Source organism: Streptomyces sp. NPDC058308 (assembly GCF_042880275.1).
Lineage (GTDB): Bacteria > Actinomycetota > Actinomycetes > Streptomycetales > Streptomycetaceae > Streptomyces.
This window is the reverse complement of the sequence record NZ_JBHVZA010000024.1, coordinates 1-17,683: the sequence shown is the minus strand read 5'-3', so window position 1 is coordinate 17,683 and position 17,683 is coordinate 1. Positions and strand designations below refer to the sequence as shown.

At 69.3% G+C, this 17,683-nt stretch carries 19 protein-coding genes and 1 pseudogene; 2 read left to right on the top strand and 18 right to left on the bottom strand.

Translation table 11 applies throughout. The features are described from left to right. Window positions 1-45: 45 nt before the first annotated feature. The 11 genes from ACFVYL_RS28280 to ACFVYL_RS28230 form a co-directional block, all read right to left on the bottom strand. Complete coding sequence (locus ACFVYL_RS28280; protein WP_389720770.1) at window positions 46-936, bottom strand: diacylglycerol kinase; 891 nt, start codon at window positions 934-936, stop codon at window positions 46-48. A 17-nt stretch (window positions 937-953) separates the two neighbouring features. After that, window positions 954-1,847: a twin-arginine translocase subunit TatC gene (tatC, locus tag ACFVYL_RS28275; protein ID WP_389720968.1), complete on the bottom strand. Its 894-nt coding sequence runs from the start codon at window positions 1,845-1,847 to the stop codon at window positions 954-956. Window positions 1,848-1,939: 92 nt separating this feature from the next. Beyond that, window positions 1,940-2,224, bottom strand: coding sequence for a Sec-independent protein translocase subunit TatA (gene tatA / locus ACFVYL_RS28270; RefSeq protein WP_389720768.1), 285 nt, complete (start codon window positions 2,222-2,224; stop codon window positions 1,940-1,942). Between the two features lie 211 nt (window positions 2,225-2,435). Beyond that, on the bottom strand, window positions 2,436-2,633 hold the full coding sequence (locus tag ACFVYL_RS28265; RefSeq protein WP_389720766.1) for a hypothetical protein: 198 nt from the start codon (window positions 2,631-2,633) through the stop codon (window positions 2,436-2,438). A 9-nt stretch (window positions 2,634-2,642) separates the two neighbouring features. Next, window positions 2,643-2,903: a hypothetical protein gene (locus tag ACFVYL_RS28260; protein ID WP_389720966.1), complete on the bottom strand. Its 261-nt coding sequence runs from the start codon at window positions 2,901-2,903 to the stop codon at window positions 2,643-2,645. Between the two features lie 11 nt (window positions 2,904-2,914). Further along, a complete protein-coding gene (locus ACFVYL_RS28255; protein ID WP_389720764.1) occupies window positions 2,915-3,892 on the bottom strand; it encodes a helix-turn-helix transcriptional regulator in 978 nt (325 codons plus the stop codon). Window positions 3,893-3,909: 17 nt separating this feature from the next. After that, the gene (locus ACFVYL_RS28250) at window positions 3,910-4,911 is read right to left on the bottom strand and encodes a helix-turn-helix transcriptional regulator (RefSeq protein WP_389720761.1); all 1,002 of its coding nucleotides are present in this window, start codon (window positions 4,909-4,911) and stop codon (window positions 3,910-3,912) included. A 159-nt stretch (window positions 4,912-5,070) separates the two neighbouring features. After that, window positions 5,071-5,445 (bottom strand): FKBP-type peptidyl-prolyl cis-trans isomerase, encoded by a 375-nt coding sequence (locus ACFVYL_RS28245; RefSeq protein ID WP_389720758.1) that lies wholly within the window; start codon window positions 5,443-5,445, stop codon window positions 5,071-5,073. Window positions 5,446-5,504: 59 nt separating this feature from the next. After that, on the bottom strand, window positions 5,505-6,500 hold the full coding sequence (locus ACFVYL_RS28240) for an FKBP-type peptidyl-prolyl cis-trans isomerase (protein WP_389720755.1): 996 nt from the start codon (window positions 6,498-6,500) through the stop codon (window positions 5,505-5,507). Between the two features lie 148 nt (window positions 6,501-6,648). Continuing rightward, window positions 6,649-8,010 (bottom strand): Pup--protein ligase, encoded by a 1,362-nt coding sequence (gene pafA, locus ACFVYL_RS28235; RefSeq protein ID WP_389720753.1) that lies wholly within the window; start codon window positions 8,008-8,010, stop codon window positions 6,649-6,651. A gap of 9 nt (window positions 8,011-8,019) precedes the next feature. After that, window positions 8,020-9,279 carry an MFS transporter gene (locus ACFVYL_RS28230; RefSeq protein WP_389720751.1) on the bottom strand — a complete coding sequence of 420 codons (1,260 nt, stop codon included), beginning with the start codon at window positions 9,277-9,279 and terminating at the stop codon, window positions 8,020-8,022. 126 nt (window positions 9,280-9,405) lie between these two features. Between ACFVYL_RS28230 and ACFVYL_RS28225 the strand changes: the two genes are divergently transcribed. Continuing rightward, complete coding sequence (locus ACFVYL_RS28225; protein ID WP_389720749.1) at window positions 9,406-10,431, top strand: LacI family DNA-binding transcriptional regulator; 1,026 nt, start codon at window positions 9,406-9,408, stop codon at window positions 10,429-10,431. Window positions 10,432-10,509: 78 nt separating this feature from the next. Here ACFVYL_RS28225 and prcA read toward each other — a convergent pair whose 3' ends face one another. The 6 genes and pseudogenes from prcA to arc all read right to left on the bottom strand — a co-directional run bounded on the left by prcA (window position 10,510) and on the right by arc (window position 16,245). Further along, a complete protein-coding gene (gene prcA / locus ACFVYL_RS28220) occupies window positions 10,510-11,289 on the bottom strand; it encodes a proteasome subunit alpha (protein WP_389720746.1) in 780 nt (259 codons plus the stop codon). 53 nt (window positions 11,290-11,342) lie between these two features. Continuing rightward, entirely contained in the window at window positions 11,343-12,188 is an 846-nt protein-coding gene (gene prcB, locus ACFVYL_RS28215) for a proteasome subunit beta (protein ID WP_389720743.1), read from the bottom strand. After that, window positions 12,140-12,367, bottom strand: a pseudogene (locus ACFVYL_RS28210) (endonuclease VII domain-containing protein); the annotation flags it as partial. The gene prcB and the pseudogene ACFVYL_RS28210, both read right to left, overlap by 49 nt. Before the next feature lie 43 nt (window positions 12,368-12,410). Next, on the bottom strand, window positions 12,411-12,629 hold the full coding sequence (locus tag ACFVYL_RS28205; protein ID WP_150165888.1) for a ubiquitin-like protein Pup: 219 nt from the start codon (window positions 12,627-12,629) through the stop codon (window positions 12,411-12,413). Between the two features lie 124 nt (window positions 12,630-12,753). After that, window positions 12,754-14,265: a depupylase/deamidase Dop gene (gene dop, locus ACFVYL_RS28200; RefSeq protein WP_389720741.1), complete on the bottom strand. Its 1,512-nt coding sequence runs from the start codon at window positions 14,263-14,265 to the stop codon at window positions 12,754-12,756. Window positions 14,266-14,478: 213 nt separating this feature from the next. Then, the gene (gene arc, locus ACFVYL_RS28195) at window positions 14,479-16,245 is read right to left on the bottom strand and encodes a proteasome ATPase (RefSeq protein ID WP_389720739.1); all 1,767 of its coding nucleotides are present in this window, start codon (window positions 16,243-16,245) and stop codon (window positions 14,479-14,481) included. Between the two features lie 254 nt (window positions 16,246-16,499). Here arc and ACFVYL_RS28190 point away from each other — a divergent pair, with 254 nt between their 5' ends. Then, entirely contained in the window at window positions 16,500-16,811 is a 312-nt protein-coding gene (locus ACFVYL_RS28190; RefSeq protein WP_355810294.1) for a ferredoxin, read from the top strand. 19 nt (window positions 16,812-16,830) lie between these two features. Here the strand turns inward: ACFVYL_RS28190 and ACFVYL_RS28185 are convergent, their stop codons facing one another. Continuing rightward, entirely contained in the window at window positions 16,831-17,418 is a 588-nt protein-coding gene (locus ACFVYL_RS28185; RefSeq protein WP_389720737.1) for a hypothetical protein, read from the bottom strand. Window positions 17,419-17,683: the final 265 nt, after the last annotated feature.

Here is a 17,683-nt window from a genome sequence, read left to right as displayed (position 1 = left end):
ACCGGGAGAACGCCACAGCTCACCGGGGGCGCACGGCAGCGCCCTTCAGGCCGTCAGTACGCGCACCGCCCCCGGCACGCACTGTGCGGTCAGCGGCAGCGCGCCCAGCGGCTCACCGTCGGCGTAGCCGGTGACGCCGGGCGCGGCCAGCTCGACCCGCGCGGCGCGGTGCACGGTGACCTTCGGGTGGTCGAGGTGCGTGCCCTTGTAGACCCGCGGAAAGACCTTGAGCAGCGTCGTGCGGCTGCAGTCCCCCACCACGGTGACGTCGAACAGCCCGTCGCTCATGTCGGCCCCCGCGCAGATCCGCATCCCGCCGCCGTACGAGGTTCCGTTGCCGACCGCGACGAGCGTGGCCTCGACCTCGTGGACGTCACCGCCGTCCAGCGTGATGCGGTACGGGACCGGTGTGAACGCCGCGAGCTCCGCGACCATCGCGAGGTCGTACTTGAAGCGCCCCGTGGGCCACCGCATCCGGTTGCCCCGGTCGTTGACCCGCGAGTCGAAGCCCGAGGCGAGCACGGTCCCGAACCACGTCCCGCCGACCCTCCCCAGATCGACGTCGCGCGTGCGCTCCCCCTTGAGCGCCTCGGCCACCACCTCTCCGGCGGCGGCAGGCTCGCGCACCGGCAGGCCCAGGGCCCGCGCGAAGTCGTTGCCGGTCCCCACCGCGATCACGCCGAGCGGGGTGCGGGTCCCCGCGACGGCCTGCAGCGCGAGGCTGGCCATGCCGTCGCCGCCGACGGCTATCAGCGCCCCGGTACCCGCGCCGACGGCCTGGCGGGCCCGGCGCAGCGCGTCCGAGGCGTCCTCGCCGATGACGGTGCGCACGGAGAAGCCACGGGCCCGCAACGCGGAAGCGGCCGGCTGCGCTGCGTGAGCGCCCCGGCCGCGGCCCGCGGTGGGATTGACGAAGAGGGTGATCTCGCTGGTCACGGCCGGACCCTACAAGGTCAGGTGACGTCGTCGAAACCGTTCACTCGATGATCGGTCCGTCCGGTGCCCGCCTGCTCGGGCAGCGCCCGGGGCGGCCGCACCGACTCGACGTCGTCGACGGCGCCGGGCGTGAGGTCGATGTCGGACGCCTCGTCGTCGTCGAGCTCGGCGTCGGGGTCGTTGCGACGGCGGCGCTTGTCGTTCAGGAGGGAGAAGCCGACGGCCATGAAGTACAGGACGACGATCGGGCCCGCGAGGGCGATCATGCCGACGGGGTCGGTGGTCGGAGTCGCCACCGCGCCGAAGATGAAGACGCCCATGACCACGCCGCGCCACCAGGTCACCATGCGGCGGCCGGTCACCATGCCGGTCATGTTGAGCATCACCAGGAGCAGGGGGAGCTCGAAGGAGGCGCCGAAGACGAGGACCATCCGGACGGTGAAGTCGAGGATCGTGTCCATCGGCAGCAGGTTCTCGGCCCCGTCCGGCGTGATGCCGAGCAGGACGCGCATGCTGACCGGGAGGATCGTGTAGGCCAGCCAGGCGCCCGCGAAGAAGAGCGGCACGGCGGCACCGACGAACCAGTAGGTGTACTTCCGCTCGTGCTTGTGCAGACCGGGCGCGACGAACGCCCACAGCTGGTACAGCCAGACCGGGCTGGACACGATGATGCCGACCATGAGGCTGACCTTCACCGTGGTCGTGAAGGGCGACAGCAGGTCGTTGAACGTCACCTTCGCGCAGTGACCGCCGGTCACCTCCATGCCGGGCTTGCAGCGCGGCACGGGATCAGCCAGGAACTCCATCAGCTCCTGGCTGTAGAACGCCGCCACGATCGACACGATCGTGATCGCGAGGAGCCCCTTGGCGAGCCGGTTGCGGAGCTCGCGAAGGTGCTCCGCGAGAGACATCCGCCCCTCGGGGTCCTTCTCCTTCTTGCGGGCAGACTTGAGCAACCCACGTCCTCATCTCGTGCGGCAGGCCGGCCGTCGCCGGCCTTGGATCAGCGCTGCGTCGTACGGTCGGTCGGCTCGGTGACCGGGCGCGAGCTGGTCACATCGCCGGGGGCAGCCTGGATCGTGCGCTTCTGGAGGGCCGGGTCGCTCGGCGGGTCGGCCGGAGCGGCGGCGTCGTCCTTGCTGTCGGACTTCATGGCCTTGGCCTCGCTCTTGAGGATGCGGGCCGACTTGCCGAGGGAGCGTGCCATGTCCGGCAGCTTCTTGGCTCCGAACAGCAGGACGATAACGACGAGGATGAGAATGATCTCGGGGGCTCCGAGCCTACCCATAGCTGTATACCTTCTTCACCGAGGCGTCAGGAGTCTGGTTCGCTCGGCAGACCGGACATTCATCCGATCTCCCCACGCGTGCAGCGATCGTAACCCCCCGGGGTAAACGCGCGGCAATCCCCGCGCATACTCCGAGTACGGCCCCCGCCTCGATCCCGGGCCGCATTCGCAGCGTACCCGTCCACCTCCGGGAGTTGACAGGTCGAGGACGCTAAAGAGCCTCTCGTCCCGCACGGGCCACGGTGGCCGCGGCCCTCTCCAGGTCCTCCGCCGCCCTATTGATCTTCCGTGTGGTGTCGGTCACTTGATGTGCGAGGCGCTGCGCCTCCACAAAGACCTTGATCGCCAGTACGCCGAGGACGGCGAGGCCCAAGAAGCCCGCCGCGATCGCGAGCATCGCCCAGAACATGCGCCGAGCCTAGACGGTCGAGTGCAGGCGCAGCGTCCGCACCCCACCGCCGGTGAGGAGCTCGACGATGCGCTCGCCCGCGGGCTTGCGGACCGCGGCGCCGCACTCGGGACAGGTGAAGGAGTAGAACGTGGTGCGCGCGCTGGCGCCGATCGCCAGGCGCAGCGCGCCCGCCGAGAGCTCGAAACGGGCCCGGCAGTCGGGGCAGGCCGCCGTGAAGAAGACCGGCGCGGTCCGCTGCTGCGCCGGCACTCCCGGCAATCCGGACATGGTCGGTGTGCTCAACGCCCTTGCTCCTGACTGTCGTAGTCCCTCTCGTACGCCTCGAGGGCCTCGCGAGCCGCCTGCCGCGCGCTGTCCGCGAGCTGGGCCGGGGAGACGATCCGGCCGTCCCTGCCGAGCCGCAGCGCGAGGCGGCGCAGCGAGGCGGGCTCAGGGGTGCGCAGCGTGATCCGCAGACCGCCGTCGGGCAGCTCCTCGGCGCTGTCGTGGGGGTAGTACTCCGCGACCCAGCGACCGCCGGGACCGGTCTCGACGACGACCTCGGGGTCCTCGGCGGCGGGCTGCACGAGGCCTTCGGAGAGGTCGCGCAGTTCGACCTCGGGCGGCGCGGACGGCTCGTCGAGGATCTTGATCTCGGCGACCCGGTCGAGGCGGAAGGTGCGCCGCGCCTCGGAGCGGCGGCACCACGCCTCCACATAGGTGTGGCCGACGCTCACCAGACGGATGGGGTCGATCTCGCGCTCGGTGACCTCGTCGCGCGCGGGCGAGTAGTAGCGGATCCAGAGGCGGCGCCGTTCGGAGATGGCCCGGTCGACGTCGGCGAAGACGCCGCCCTCCGACTCGAAGGTCACCGACAGGCGGGAGCTGGCGCCCGCCGCCTCGCCGGCCGCGGTCTCCAGCTTCGCGGTGGCGCGCAGCAGGGCGAGCCGGTCGCTCTCGCGCAGGCCCGGCAGTGTGGCCACGGCGCGGGCGGCGACGAGCAGCGCGGTCGCCTCGTCGGCGGCCAGGCGCAGCGGGGACGCCACGTCGTCGGGGTTGTGCCACCAGATGCGGTCGCCGTCGGTGTCGATGTCCAGGAGGTCGCCGCCGCGGAAGCTGGTCCCGCACATCGGCAGCACGTCGAGGTCGGAGATCAGCTCGTCGGGAGTGATACCGAAGGCGCGGGCGACGTCCTCCACGTGGGCGCCGGGGCGCTCGCGCAGATAGGTCACCAGCGACAGCATCCGCCGAGTCTGGTCGATGGCGTTCGAGGCCATGCTCTGTCCGCTCCCCCTCAGCCCTTGGCCACGGCGCGCAGCCGGTCCACGACGTCGGCCCGCAGCTCGGCGGGCTCGAGGACCACCACGTCGGGCCCGAACTCCACCAGCCAGGCATCGAGCCCGTGGCCGTACGGAATCTCCAACTCGTCCCACCCGTCGCCGAGTTCCCGCAGCGCGACGGCCTTGGCCCGCAGCGGGTAGCCGGCGCCCGTGCGCAGCCGGATCAGGGCGGTGCGGTCGGCGATCTCCCCCGCCCAGCCCGCGACGGTCTCGCGGACCGTGACGACGTCCGGGACGTCGGCGGTGTACTTCCCCGCGCGGGCGCGCACCTTGCCGGTGATCCGGGAGAGCCTGAAGACGCGCTCGGCGCCCCGGTCGCGGTCCCAGCCCGCGAGGTACCAGTGGCCGCGCCAGCACTCAAGGGCCCAGGGCTCGACGTGGCGCTGCTCGGGGCGGGCGGCGGTCGCCTTGCGGTAGTCGAAGACGATGGGGCGGCGGTCGCGGCAGGCGAGCATCAGCGGCTCGAAGGCCGCCTCGTGCGCGGGGATCCGCGGCTCCAGGGCGCTGTGGGCGCCGTACGGGTCGGCGTCCTCGGGCAGCCCCGCGGCGCGCAGCTTCTGCAGGGCTCCGCTGGCGGCGCCCGCGAGGCGGGCCTGCTGCCAGACCTTGGCGGCCAGGCCGAGGGCCGCGGCCTCCTCGGCGTCTATCGTGATGGGCGGCAGGCGGTTGCTGTCGCGGCGGGCCAGATAGCCGACCTCGCCTTCGAGGTTCTCCACGGTCTCGATGACCAGGCCGAGCTCGCGCAGATCGTCCTTGTCGCGCTCGAACATCCGGTTGAAGGAGTCGTCGGCGCCCGCGGCCCGGCCTCCCGGCCCCGCTGCCGCCCTGCCCCCCGGCCCGAAGGCCTCGACGTAAGCCTCGATGGAATCGCGCAGCTCACGCTTGCTGAGCGGCCGCCGGGTCCCGAGCAGGCACAGCGCCAGATTCATCAGCCGCTCGGCCTTGGCAATGGCCATCGACGCCCTTTCTCGGCCATACAACACACAATGCTTCCGACCGATGACCGTACCGCCCCGGGGTGTCGTGGCAAAGCCGAGGGCCCGTGCCGGACACGACCGAGGGCCCATGCCGCACCGGCATGAGCCCTCGGTGGACGCGTCAGGTCGCGGACGTCCTCAGACGGAGACCAGGTCGCAGACGAAGATCAGCGTCTCGCCCGGCGCGATGCGGCCGCCACCGGCGCCGCGGTCGCCGTACGCGAGGTGGGCCGGGATGGTCAGCTCGCGCCGGCCACCGACCTTCATGCCCTGCACGCCCTGGTCCCAGCCGGAGATGACCTGGCCGGCGCCCAGCTGGAACTCCAGCGGGTTGCCGCGGTTCCAGCTGGCGTCGAACTCCTCGCCGGAGCTGAAGGCGACGCCCACGTAGTGGACCTTGACGAAGTCGCCCGCCTTGGCGACCGCTCCGTCACCCTCCCAGATGTCCTTGATCTGCAGTTCGGCCGGCGGCTCGCCGACCGGGAAGTCGACCTCGGGCTTGTCGATGCTCACGAAAATGCTCCTGCTTTGATACGAAAGGTCAGCTCGGACAGTCTTACATCCCCGAGGGACTACATCTTCGCAAGGATGTCCACGGTGAAGACCAGCGTGGAGTCCTTCTTGATGGGGCTGCCCTGCGGGGGCTGGTCGCCGTACCCCAGCTCCGGCGGGATGACGATGAGGACGCGGCTGCCGACCTTCTTGCCGGTCAGACCCTGCGCCCAGCCCTTGACGACCTGCGCGAGCTGGAACGAGGCGAGCTGCTTGCGCTTGTACGAGGAGTCGAACTCCTTGCCGTCCCAGAGCACACCCTCGTACTGGCACAGGAGGCTGTCGGTCTGCTTCACCTCGTCACCGTCGCCCTCGAGGATGTACGACGCGACGAGCTTCGTGGGCGCCTTCGACTTGGGGATGTCGATGGAGGGGGCCTTGCCGTCGGTGTTCGTACCGACCTTGGGCAGGTCCTTGTTGGACTGCGCCACCTCCTTGCCCTTCGCCGAGCTCTTGGCGGTGAACGTGCCCACCAGGTCGACGACGAAGACGAGGGTGTCCGAGCCCTTGATGCCCGCCTGCTTGTTGCCCTCCTTGCCGTACCCCATCTTCGGGGGGATGGCGAGCTCCACGCGGCTGTCCAGCTTCTTGCCGACCAGGGCCTGGTCCCAGCCCGGGATGACCTGACCGACGCCGATCGGGAAGACCGTGGGGTTGCCGCGGTCGTAGGAGTTGTCGAAGACCTTGCCCGTCGCCCAGATCTGACCGAGGTAATTGGCCTGCAGGTAGTCGCCCTTGACGACCTCCTTGCCCTTGCCCTCGATCAGGGTCTTGACCGCGAGGTCGGAGGACGGCTTGCCCGAGCCCTTGGCGACGGTCGGCTTCTCACCGAACTTCGTGCCCTTCGTGATCTCGGGCAGCGGACCGTCCACGATCTTCGCCGTCGGCGGCGCCGACGCGGAGTTGGTCGGGCTGTCACTGGGCTTGGACTTGGCCTTGTCGGCCTTGTCGTCACCACAGCCTGCCAGCGTCAGCAGGCCGGCCGGGACGGCAAGGAGGAGAGAGCGTCGGCGCACGGTGGGGGCCTCGTATCGGTCGATCTTGTGGGTTGGCGTGCGCGCAACTCTACGGCGTGAGAAGGGCGCCGCACGAGGAACGTGCGGCGCCCGCGTTGCGTTCCCGCAACGTCACTCGATTCACTCGGATCACATGCTGGCGATCGGATCACATGCCGGCGATGAGCTTCTCCACCCGGTCGTCCACGGACCGGAAGGGGTCCTTGCACAACACCGTGCGCTGTGCCTGGTCGTTGAGCTTGAGGTGGACCCAGTCGACCGTGAAGTCACGGCGCTGCTCCTGGGCCCGCCGGATGAAGTCGCCGCGCAGCCGCGCCCGGGTGGTCTGCGGCGGCACCGACTTGCCCTCGAAGATCTTCAAGTCGTTGCAGATGCGGGCGGCTTGCCCCTTCTTCTCCAGGAGGTAGTAGAGCCCTCGCCGACGGTGGATGTCGTGGTACGCGAGGTCTATCTGCGCGACCCGCGGGTGCGACATGGTCATGTTGTGCTTGGCCCGGTACCGCTCGATGAGCTTGTACTTCATGACCCAGTCGATCTCGGTGCCGATCCGGTCGAGGTCCTCCGACTCGATCGCGTCGAGGGTGCGGCCCCACAGCTCCAGGACCTGCTCGACGGTGCCGGTACGGATGCCGCGGCGGTCGACGAAGTCCACCGCCTTCTCGTAGTACTCGCGCTGCACTTCGAGCGCCGACGCCTCACGGCCACTGGCGAGGCGCACCTTGCGGCGGCCCGTGATGTCGTGGCTGACCTCGCGGATGGCCCTGATCGGGTTCTCCAGGGTGAGGTCGCGCATCACGGTGCCCGCCTCGATCATGCGCAGCACGAGGTCGGTGGCGCCGACCTTGAGGAGCATGGTCGTCTCGGACATGTTCGAGTCGCCCACGATGACGTGGAGCCTGCGGTACCGCTCGGCGTCCGCATGCGGTTCGTCGCGGGTGTTGATGATCGGCCGGGAGCGGGTCGTCGCGGAGGAGACCCCCTCCCAGATGTGCTCCGCGCGCTGGCTGACGCAGTACACGGCGCCGCGCGGAGTCTGCAGCACCTTGCCCGCGCCGCACAGCAGCTGGCGGGTGACGAGGAACGGAATGAGAATGTCCGCGAGTCGGGAGAACTCTCCATGACGGGCCACCAGGTAGTTCTCATGGCAGCCGTAGGAGTTTCCCGCCGAGTCGGTGTTGTTCTTGAAGAGATAGACGTCGCCCGCGATTCCCTCCTCGTGCAGGCGGCGTTCGGCGTCGACGAGCAGGCCTTCCAGAATGCGCTCGCCTGCTTTGTCGTGGGTGACCAGCTCGGTCACGTTGTCACATTCGGGTGTCGCATATTCCGGATGTGATCCCACGTCAAGATAGAGGCGGGCCCCGTTCCGCAGAAAGACGTTGCTGCTGCGGCCCCATGACACGACACGGCGGAAGAGGTAGCGCGCCACCTCGTCAGGGGACAGCCGGCGCTGCCCCCTGAACGTGCATGTGACGCCGTACTCGTTCTCCAGCCCGAAAATGCGGCGGTCCATGACTGAACATTACGCCTGATGCCCGGCACTGAAACCGGGTTCGACGGCACCGTTTCGATCATTTTCTGATGAACCCGCAACGACCCCTGAATCGTCGACCGCAACCAGTACCCGCGCCGTGGCCAGCAAAACCAGCAGCGCTCCCGCGCCCGCGAACCCGGGAACCGCGAATCCCCACACCGTGCCGCCCCACTCCACGACCGGCCCCGCGGCCGCGGTCCCGAGCGAGGCGCCCACCGTGAACGTGGTCACCAGCCACGAGAACGCCTCCGTGACCGTGCCGCGCGGAGCGTGCCGGTCCACGATGATGAACGCGCACGCGAGCGCGGGCGCCAGGAACACACCGGCGAGCGCGCTGAGCCCCGTCATCGCGAGCGCGCCGGGCGTCAGCGTCAACGGCACGTAGCAGAGGGCGAGCAGCCCCACGAGCACGGTCAGCCGCCGCTCCGGCACACCGTTCCACTGCCGCGCCCCGTACACGGAGCCGCCGACGAGCGCGCCGAGACCGAGCGCCGCCATCAGCCAGCCGTACACCGCGTCACCCCCGTGGCCGTCCGCGTACGACACCCCTGCGACGGTGATCGAGCCGAGCGCCATGCCGATGAAGAGGAACGCGCCGAGCAGCGCGAGGAGTCCGGGCGAGCGCAGGGCCCCGAGCCAGTGCGCCGCCCGGGGCGCCGAGCGCCACGCGCGCGAGGGCTGGGACACCACTACGGAGAGCGCCCCCAGCACCCCGACGGCGTTGACGACGAGCAGCGCGGCCTGCTCCGACCAGAGGGCGACGCAGCCCGTGACGAGCAACGGCCCGACGGTGAACATGACTTCCTGGGCGATGGCGTCCATCGCGTACGCCGTGTGCACCTGCTCCTCCTTGCCCAGCACGCTCGGCCACAGCGCGCGCAGGCCGCCCTCCAGGGGTGGCGTGAAGAGGCCGGCGAGACCGACCGCGGCATAGGCGGACGGGAGCCGGTCGGGGCCGGTGAAGGCGAAGGCGGCCATGCCCACGGCGGACAGGAGCGCGGCGGGCAGCTGGACGCGCGGCTGGCCGTGCAGGTCGACGAGGCGCCCGAGGAGCGGCTGCCCGACGGCGTTCGCGACGCCGTAGACCGCGGCGAGCCCGCCCGCCAGGCTGTACGTCCCGCCCTCGGCCCGGATGAACAGCACGATGGCGATGGCCGCCGTGGCGTTCGGGAGCCTGCCCACCAGCGTCCCCGCAAGCAGCCGCATCGCGTATCTGGTCCGCAGGATCTCCGCGTATCCGCCCGCCATGTCCCCGCCCCTCACCGGGCGACACCGCCCGAGGTTTTACGTATAACGTCGAGCGTCATACGTACCATGAGCGCTGTCCGCGGGTCCACCGTGTCTCCCACCGCGGACACGATCAGGGAGGTATCAGTGGCCGGGCCACACCAGGACGACGTGGGCCCCCGCCCCACGAGCCGCGACGTCGCACGCGCCGCCGGGGTCTCCCAGGCCACCGTCTCCCTCGTCCTCGGCGACAAGTGGCGCGGCCGCGTCGCCGAACCGACCGCCGAACGCGTACGCACGGCCGCCCGCGACCTCGGCTACCGCCCCAACCTGGCCGCCCGCAACCTGCGCCTGGGCAGGACCAGGACAGCCCTGCTCGTCGTCCCCGAACTCACCAACGAGTTCTTCGCCCACGTCTACACCGGAGTCGCCCGCATCGCCGCCCGGCACGGCTTCGGCGTCGTCCTCTACCCCTCCCCCGACGGCATCGGCCCCGCCCGCGACCCCTTCGCCTCGGCGCGCGCCTCACTGGACGGCGTACTCGCCTCCTCCATGGCCTCCGACGCCCTCGCCACCATCCGCGGCGACGATCTGCCCCTCGTGATGCTCGACAGCGACCCGGCCGGCAGCCTCGGTGCCGCCACCGTCAATCTCGACCTCGCCGACGGCATGCGCCAGGTGACCGAACACCTCCTGGCCCTCGGCCACCGCGACTTCCTGCACCTCGCGGCGGCCGTCGACTCCTGGACCTTCGACGTACGCGCCGAAGCCCTCGCCCGGACCCTGCGCGGCACGGACACCGCCGTGCGCCGCGTCGCCGCACCCCTCGACGTCGAAGGCGCCCGAGCCGTCGCCGAAGCCGCCCTGTCCACCCCGGGCCCCCGCCCCACCGCCATCGTCTGCGACGACGACTTCCTCTCCGCGGGCGCCTGCAAGGCGGCCCGACGGCTCGGCCTGCGCATCCCCGAGGACGTCTCGGTCACGGGCTTCGACGACCTGACCCTGGCGACCGCCGTCGAACCGGAACTGACCACCGTCCGCCTGCCCGCCGAGCGCTTCGGAGAACGCGGCATGGAGTCCCTGATCGCCGTCCTGGCGGGCCGCGCACCGGACGCCACACCACTGCCCGTCCAGCTGACCGTCCGCGGCTCCACAGGCCCCGCCGCCCACTGACCCCGGGCCCACGGAAAGCGCCCCGCACCCCGGCCGTCAGGCCGGGACACGGGGCGCTCACCGCACCGGAACGGACTCCTACTCGACGTCGCCACCCGACGTCGGCGCGGGCCCGGCATCCGCGTCCGGCTCCGTGTCCGTGGCCGCGTCCGTCGCACCGCCCTCGTCGAGCAGACGCGACAGCTGACGCCCCACGATCCGCTTGAACTTCCGCTTCTGCGGCCGTGTCCGGTCGAGGACCGCCACCTCGAGGCGCTCCGCGGGGATCTCCCGCTCGCTGCCGTTCGTGTCGCGGGACAGCGCCTGCACCGCGAGCTTGAGCGCCTCGGCCAGCGTCATCGCGTCCTGATGGCGCTGATCGAGATACGTACTGATCTGCTCCGCGTTGCCTCCGACCGCGACCGAGCCGTGCTCATCCACGATCGATCCGTCGTGCGGCAGGCGATAGATCTGATCACCGTCCGGCGTGGGGCCGACCTCGGCCACGACCAGCTCGACCTCGTACGGCTTCTCGGCATTGCTGGAGAAGATCGTGCCGAGCGTCTGCGCGTAGACGTTGGCGAGCCCACGGGCCGTCACGTCGTCGCGGTCATACGTATATCCACGCAGGTCGGCATAGCGGACCCCGCCGATCCGCAGATTCTCGTACTCGTTGTACTTGCCGGCGGCCGCGAAGCCGATCCGGTCATAGATCTCGCTGAACTTGTGCAGCGCACGGGACGGGTTCTCGCCGACGAACACAATGCCGTCGGCATACTGCATCACGACAAGGCTGCGCCCCCGGGCGATGCCCTTGCGGGCGTATTCCGCCCGGTCGGCCATGGCCTGCTGGGGTGAGACATAGAACGGCGTCGACACCGGATCCGTCCCTTTCTGTCAAAAAACTTCAGTCAGTGGCGAATTCGGAGCGATCAGAGCAATGCGGCCCGCGGGCCGTCCGGCTGCTCAAGGCGCTTCTCCAGGATCGCGCGCGCGATCGCGGAGGACTCCTCCTCCGTCAGTCGCCGGAAGCCCTCGTCGGAGATGACGGTGACGATGGGGAAGATCCGCCGGGCCATGTCCGGACCACCGGTGGCCGAGTCGTCGTCGGCCGCGTCGTACAACGCCTGGATGACCAGGGTCGTCGCCTGCTCCTCCGTCAGACCGTCGTGGTAGAGCTTCTTCATCGCACCGCGCGCGAAGACCGAACCCGAACCGGTCGCCGCGAATCCGTGCTCCTCCGAACGCCCGCCCGTGACGTCGTACGAGAAGATGCGGCCCTTCTCGCGGTCCACGTCGTACCCCGCGAAGAGGGGGACCACGGCGAGGCCCTGCATGGCCATGCCGAGGTTGCCCCGGATCATCGTGGACAGGCGGTTCGCCTTGCCCTCCAGGGAGAGCGTGGCGCCCTCCACCTTCTCGAAGTGCTCCAGCTCCAGCTGGAAGAGCTTGACCATCTCCACGGCCAGACCGGCCGTACCCGCGATGCCCACCGCCGAGTACTCGTCGGCCGGGAACACCTTCTCGATGTCGCGCTGCGCGATCACATTGCCCATCGTCGCCCGCCGGTCGCCGGCGAGGACGACGCCGCCGGGGAACGTCACGGCCACGATGGTCGTGCCGTGCGGCGCCTCGATGACGCCCTGCGTGGGCGGCAGTTGGCGGTTGCCGGGCAGAATCTCAGGCTGATGCTCGGACAGGAAGTCCATGAAGGACGACGAACCGGGCGTCAGGAAGGCAGCTGGTAGACGCCCTGTGCCACGAGTATTGGCTTCCACGAGGTTCCTTCCAGGTAGGCGGCAGCCCGACGAACAGCGTCGGGATCGTCTCCCAACTTGCCGATGGCCGAATTGCAGTTGAAGCACAGTACGCCACGGACTTTACCCGTCTCGTGGCAGTGATCCACATGGATCGCGGGGGCGCTGAGGCGGCCCGCACGCCCCTCAACGGCTCGGCACTCAGCACCCCTTGCGAACCTTTGATTCGAAGGCGAAATGGGCTTACTGCCCACCCTTCTGCACGAAGGAGCGCACGAAGTCCTCGGCATTCTCCTCGAGAACATCGTCGATCTCGTCGAGGACGGAGTCCACGTCGTCGCTCAGCTTCTCCTGGCGCTCCTTGAGGTCCTCGGAAGCCTGCGCATCCTGCGTCTGCTCCTCGGTCTCCTCGGTGGGACGCGTCGCCTTCTGCTGTCCGCCGCCGGTGTCCTTGGTCGCCATCTACCTCACCCCGCTCGCTCGGTTAGACGTTCTTGATCAGACCCTACGCCCCGGGTCCGACATCGGCCCCGCAGTTGGTTCAACGTGCGGGACCCACCTACGTGATTCCCCTGGCGATGACCTTTCAGCCGCCGGAGAGCACCCGAACCAGATCCTCTGCCGTGCGACAGCGGTCCAGAAGTTCCTTCACGTGGTTCCTCGTGCCGCGCAGGGGCTCCAGCGTGGGCACCCGTTGCAGAGAGTCACGGCCCGGGAGGTCGAAGATGACCGAGTCCCAGGACGCCGCGGCCACGTCGTCCGCGTACTGCTCGAGGCAGCGGCCGCGGAAGTAGGCGCGCGTGTCCTCGGGCGGCTTGGTGGTGGCCAGCTCGACGTCCGCCTCGTCGAGGAGCCGCTTCATCTTGCCCCGGGCCACCAGCCGGTTGTAAAGGCCCTTCTCGGCCCGTACGTCGGCGTACTGGAGGTCGACCAGGTGGAGCCGGGCGGCGTCCCAGTCGAGGCTGTCGCGGCGGCGGTAGCCCTCCATGAGCTCCCGCTTGGCGACCCAGTCGAGCTCTCCGGAGAGGCTCATCGGGTCGCCCTCCAGGCGGCCGAGCACGTCCTCCCAGCGGGCCAGTACATCCTTGGTCTGCTCGTCGGCGTCGGAGCCGTACCGCTCCTCCACGTACTTGCGGGCCAGCTCGAAGTACTCCATCTGGAGCTGTACCGCGGTGAGCGAGCGGCCGCTACGGAGCGTGACGAGGTGCTTGAGTGTCGGGTCGTGCGAGACCTGGTGGAGCGTGCGCACCGGCTGGTCCACGGCGAGGTCGACCGCGATGAAGCCGTCCTCGATCATCGCGAGGACGAGCGAGGTGGTGCCGAGCTTCAGATAGGTGGAGATCTCCGAGAGGTTCGCGTCGCCGATGATGACGTGCAGCCTGCGGTACTTCTCGGCGTCGGAGTGCGGCTCGTCGCGGGTGTTGATGATGGGCCGCTTGAGCGTGGTCTCCAGGCCGACCTCGACCTCGAAGTAGTCGGCGCGCTGGCTGAGCTGGAAGCCGTGTTCGTGGCCGTCCTGGCCGATGCCGACGCGTCCGGCGCCGGTGACGACCTGGCGGGAGACGAAGAACGGGGTGAGGTGCCGCACGATGTCGGAGAAGGGGGTTTCCCGCTTCATGAGGTAGTTCTCGTGCGTGCCGTACGAGGCGCCCTTGTTGTCGGTGTTGTTCTTGTAGAGGTGGATCGGCTGGGCGCCGGGGAGCTGGGCCGCGCGGTCGGCGGCCTCGGCCATGATGCGTTCGCCGGCCTTGTCCCAGAGGACGGCGTCCCGGGGGTTGGTGATCTCCGGGGAGCTGTATTCGGGGTGTGCGTGGTCGACGTACAGGCGTGCGCCGTTGGTCAGGATGACGTTGGCGAGGCCGATGTCCTCGTCGGTCAGCTGGCTGGAGTCGGCAGCCTCGCGGGCGAGGTCGAAACCCCGCGCGTCCCGCAGCGGGTTCTCCTCCTCGAAGTCCCAGCGGGCGCGGCGCGCCCGGTGCATCGCCGCGGCATAGGCGTTGACGATCTGGGACGAGGTGAGCATGGCATTGGCGTTGGGATGGCCGGGGACGGAGATGCCGTACTCCGTCTCGATGCCCATTACTCGCCGTACGGTCATGCGGCCCTCCTTGCCCGGCGGCGCTCCCCTTCGGGAACGGCGCTCAAGTACCGCTGGTTCTCCGGTGCGTGTGCGGTGCCCGTCCCCGCACTGCGCGACTCGGCGGTACCGAAGAGCCTAGAACGCCTTTGCGCTGGTGGGGAGATCATTGCTGTCATTGAAAAACAGACGGCTGCGGGTACCCGTGAAGGACACCCGCAGCCGCCCTGTGTTCTACAGGTATTGACCGGTGTTGGCCACCGTGTCGATGGAGCGTCCGGTGTCCGCGCCCTGCTTTCCGGTGACAAGGGTGCGGATGTACACGATCCGTTCGCCCTTCTTTCCGGAGATCCTGGCCCAGTCGTCCGGGTTGGTGGTGTTGGGCAGGTCCTCGTTCTCCTTGAACTCGTCGATGCAAGCCTGGAGGAGGTGAGCGACCCGGATGCCCTTCTGGTTCGCTTCGAGGAAGGCCTTGATGGCCATCTTCTTGGCGCGGCCCACGATGTTCTCGATCATGGCGCCGGAATTGAAGTCCTTGAAGTACAGGACTTCCTTGTCCCCGTTCGCGTACGTCACCTCGAGGAAGCGGTTCTCCTCGGACTCCGCGTACATCTGCTCGACGACGGACTGGATCATGCCGTCCACGGTGCTGCGCCGGTCGGCGCTGTGTTCGGCGAGGTCGTCCGCGTGCAGCGGAAGCCGCTCGGTGAGGTACTTGGCGAAGATGTCCTTCGCCGCCTGGGCGTCCGGGCGCTCGATCTTGATCTTGACGTCGAGTCGTCCCGGCCGCAGGATCGCGGGGTCGATCATGTCCTCGCGGTTGGAGGCGCCGATGACGATGACGTTCTCCAGGCCTTCCACGCCGTCGATCTCGGCGAGCAGCTGGGGGACGATGGTGTTCTCCACGTCCGAGCTGACACCGGATCCACGGGTGCGGAAGAGGGACTCCATCTCGTCGAAGAAGACGATGACGGGGGTGCCCTCGCTCGCCTTCTCGCGGGCACGCTGGAAGACCAGGCGGATGTGCCGCTCGGTCTCGCCGACGTACTTGTTGAGGAGTTCGGGTCCCTTGATGTTGAGGAAGTAGCTCTTCCCCGCGGCCTGTCCGGTCACTTCGGCGACCTTCTTGGCGAGGGAGTTGGCGACGGCTTTCGCGATGAGCGTCTTGCCGCAGCCGGGGGGCCCGTACAGCAGGACGCCCTTGGGCGGCCGCAGTTCGTGCTCCCTGAAGAGGTCCGGGTAAAGGTAGGGCAGTTCGACCGCGTCACGGATCAGTTCGATCTGGTTGCCCAGGCCACCGATCTGTTCGTAGCCGATGTCCGGGACCTCTTCGAGGACGAGCTCTTCGACCTCGCTCTTGGGAACCACTTCGTATACATAGCCGGAGCGTGGTTCGAGCAGGAGTGCGTCGCCGGGCCTGATGGTGACGTCGAGGAGGGGTTCGGCGAGCCGTACCACTCTCTCTTCGTCGGTGTGTCCGACCACCAGGGCGCGCTCGCCGTCCTCAAGGATCTCCTTGAGGGTGACGATGTCTCCGACGCTCTCGTACTCCATGGCCTCGACCACGTTGAGCGCTTCGTTGAGCATCACTTCCTGGCCGCGCCTGAGCTCTTCGAGCTCCACGCTCGGGCTGACGTTCACCCGGAGCTTGCGGCCCCCGGTGAAGATGTCCGCCGTGCCGTCCTCGTTCGCCACGAGGAAGACTCCGAAGCCGGCCGGTGGCTGTGCGAGCCGGTCGACCTCCTCTTTGAGGGCCACGATCTGGTCGCGGGCCTCGCGGAGCGTGTTGGCGAGCCGCTCGTTCTGTGCGGACACGCCGGCCAGGTTGGTCTGCAGCTCGACGATCCGCTCTTCGAGAATCCTCGTATGACGCGGAGAGTCGGCGAGCTTGCGTCGCAGGACGGCGATTTCCTGCTCGAGATAGGCAACCTGACCGGCGGGGTCTTCAGACCCTCGCCCCGGCCGGATGCCGCGGTTGATGTCGTCGTCGTGGGCTGCCACGGTCCTCACCTCCTCCAAGGGGAGCTGGACGCTTCCAGACCCTACCTGGGTGGGTGTCGATTGAAACCCCTAGATCACAAAGACGATGGGGGTGTGTCCGATCTTCACCCTTGCGCTCTCCCTCTCGCCAGGTGAATACCCACCCAACAACATCGGAAAGCGGGCGGTTGTATCGTCGAAGTGTTCAACACCCGTCAGGGCTGGCCCGACTTGCTCCAATGTCGGGACACCCGGCGCAGCGACCGGCAGGAGAGATGACCGTGCGGCACGAGGCCGAGACCGGCAGTGAGGGCCACGATCTGGAGGTCTGGATCGACCAGGACCTCTGTACCGGGGACGGCATCTGTGCGCAGTACGCGCCCGAGGTCTTCGAGCTGGACATCGATGGTCTGGCTTATGTGAAGAGCGGCGACGACGAGCTGCTGCAGGCTCCTGGGGCGACAACGCCCGTGCCGTTGCCGCTCCTCACGGACGTGGTGGACTCGGCGAAGGAGTGTCCGGGCGACTGCATTCACGTGCGTCGGGTTTCGGACAGGGTCGAGGTGTACGGTCCCGACGCGGCGTGATGCCGCGCCGGGAGGCGCCTCACACGCCGCGCGCCCCCGCGGGGGCCGACCTCTCGAACGTGCCGTCCTTCCACTGCCACTTGGCCTTGTCCCGCCGGTCGGGGCAGCAGCGCGGCACGTCGGGTGAGGAGTAGCCGAGCAGGGTCGCGGTGACCGCGCCGTCACGCACGGCGAAGTCGCTCACGTTCTGCCGATCCTGCGGGTCGACGAGGGTGGCGACCACGCGGGGCTTGCCGGTCCCTGCCCGGGTGATCACGTAGATCCCGTCGGGCGGGGTGCCCGATCCGGCCTCGCAGTGCACGACGGCCACGGTCTCGGGCCTGCCGTCGCCGTCCAGGTCCCCGGTGGCCTTCTTCTTCACCACGGATTTCACGGGGCCGCAGTCGAGGGGGAAGTCGACGGCGGCGGGGTCGGGCGCGGGAGCCGGTGCCGGTGCGGCCGCGGCGGCTCTGGAGTGCGGCCCCGCGCCCGTCTGGGCGGCGGTCGCCGCGTCGGGCTGGAGGAAGGCGGAGGCCGCGACGACGGCGGCAAGCGCGGCCGCGGTGGCCAGCCAGTGGATGGGGCGGGCGGTGGTGTGTGCCAGTTCCGGGACGGCGGGGTGCTGCACTAGGAAGTGTCTCCTGTGAGGGCGTGCCGGTGGGGAGGTGGCCAGCATCGTGCCATACGTCACAGTGAGGTGGAACACCGGGGTCCGGTGGGTCTCTTGATTCTTCCGGTACGCAGCTGGTGACCTCTCAACGAAACGGCGCCGCCGCCGAGTTCCCTGGTCGGTCAGGGAACACGGGGGGCGGCGCAGCTGGTTGGGCGGGGGACGCCCCGGGGGGCACGGCGCGGGGGCGCCGGGGGCGGTGGGGGCGGGGTTGTCCACGCCC

What these genes read in the sequence shown, in the direction of transcription:
- ACFVYL_RS28250 (WP_389720761.1), bottom strand. Translation starts at nt 4,911, where the DNA reads ATGGCCATTGCCAAGGCCGAGCGGCTGATGAATCTGGCGCTGTGCCTG.
- ACFVYL_RS28190 (WP_355810294.1), top strand. Translation starts at nt 16,500, where the DNA reads ATGACCGTGCGGCACGAGGCCGAGACCGGCAGTGAGGGCCACGATCTG.
- ACFVYL_RS28265 (WP_389720766.1), bottom strand. Translation starts at nt 2,633, where the DNA reads ATGTTCTGGGCGATGCTCGCGATCGCGGCGGGCTTCTTGGGCCTCGCC.
- tatA (WP_389720768.1), bottom strand. Translation starts at nt 2,224, where the DNA reads ATGGGTAGGCTCGGAGCCCCCGAGATCATTCTCATCCTCGTCGTTATC.
- ACFVYL_RS28255 (WP_389720764.1), bottom strand. Translation starts at nt 3,892, where the DNA reads ATGGCCTCGAACGCCATCGACCAGACTCGGCGGATGCTGTCGCTGGTG.
- tatC (WP_389720968.1), bottom strand. Translation starts at nt 1,847, where the DNA reads ATGTCTCTCGCGGAGCACCTTCGCGAGCTCCGCAACCGGCTCGCCAAG.
- ACFVYL_RS28205 (WP_150165888.1), bottom strand. Translation starts at nt 12,629, where the DNA reads ATGGCGACCAAGGACACCGGCGGCGGACAGCAGAAGGCGACGCGTCCC.
- pafA (WP_389720753.1), bottom strand. Translation starts at nt 8,010, where the DNA reads ATGGACCGCCGCATTTTCGGGCTGGAGAACGAGTACGGCGTCACATGC.
- ACFVYL_RS28260 (WP_389720966.1), bottom strand. Translation starts at nt 2,903, where the DNA reads ATGTCCGGATTGCCGGGAGTGCCGGCGCAGCAGCGGACCGCGCCGGTC.
- ACFVYL_RS28230 (WP_389720751.1), bottom strand. Translation starts at nt 9,279, where the DNA reads ATGGCGGGCGGATACGCGGAGATCCTGCGGACCAGATACGCGATGCGG.
- dop (WP_389720741.1), bottom strand. Translation starts at nt 14,265, where the DNA reads ATGACCGTACGGCGAGTAATGGGCATCGAGACGGAGTACGGCATCTCC.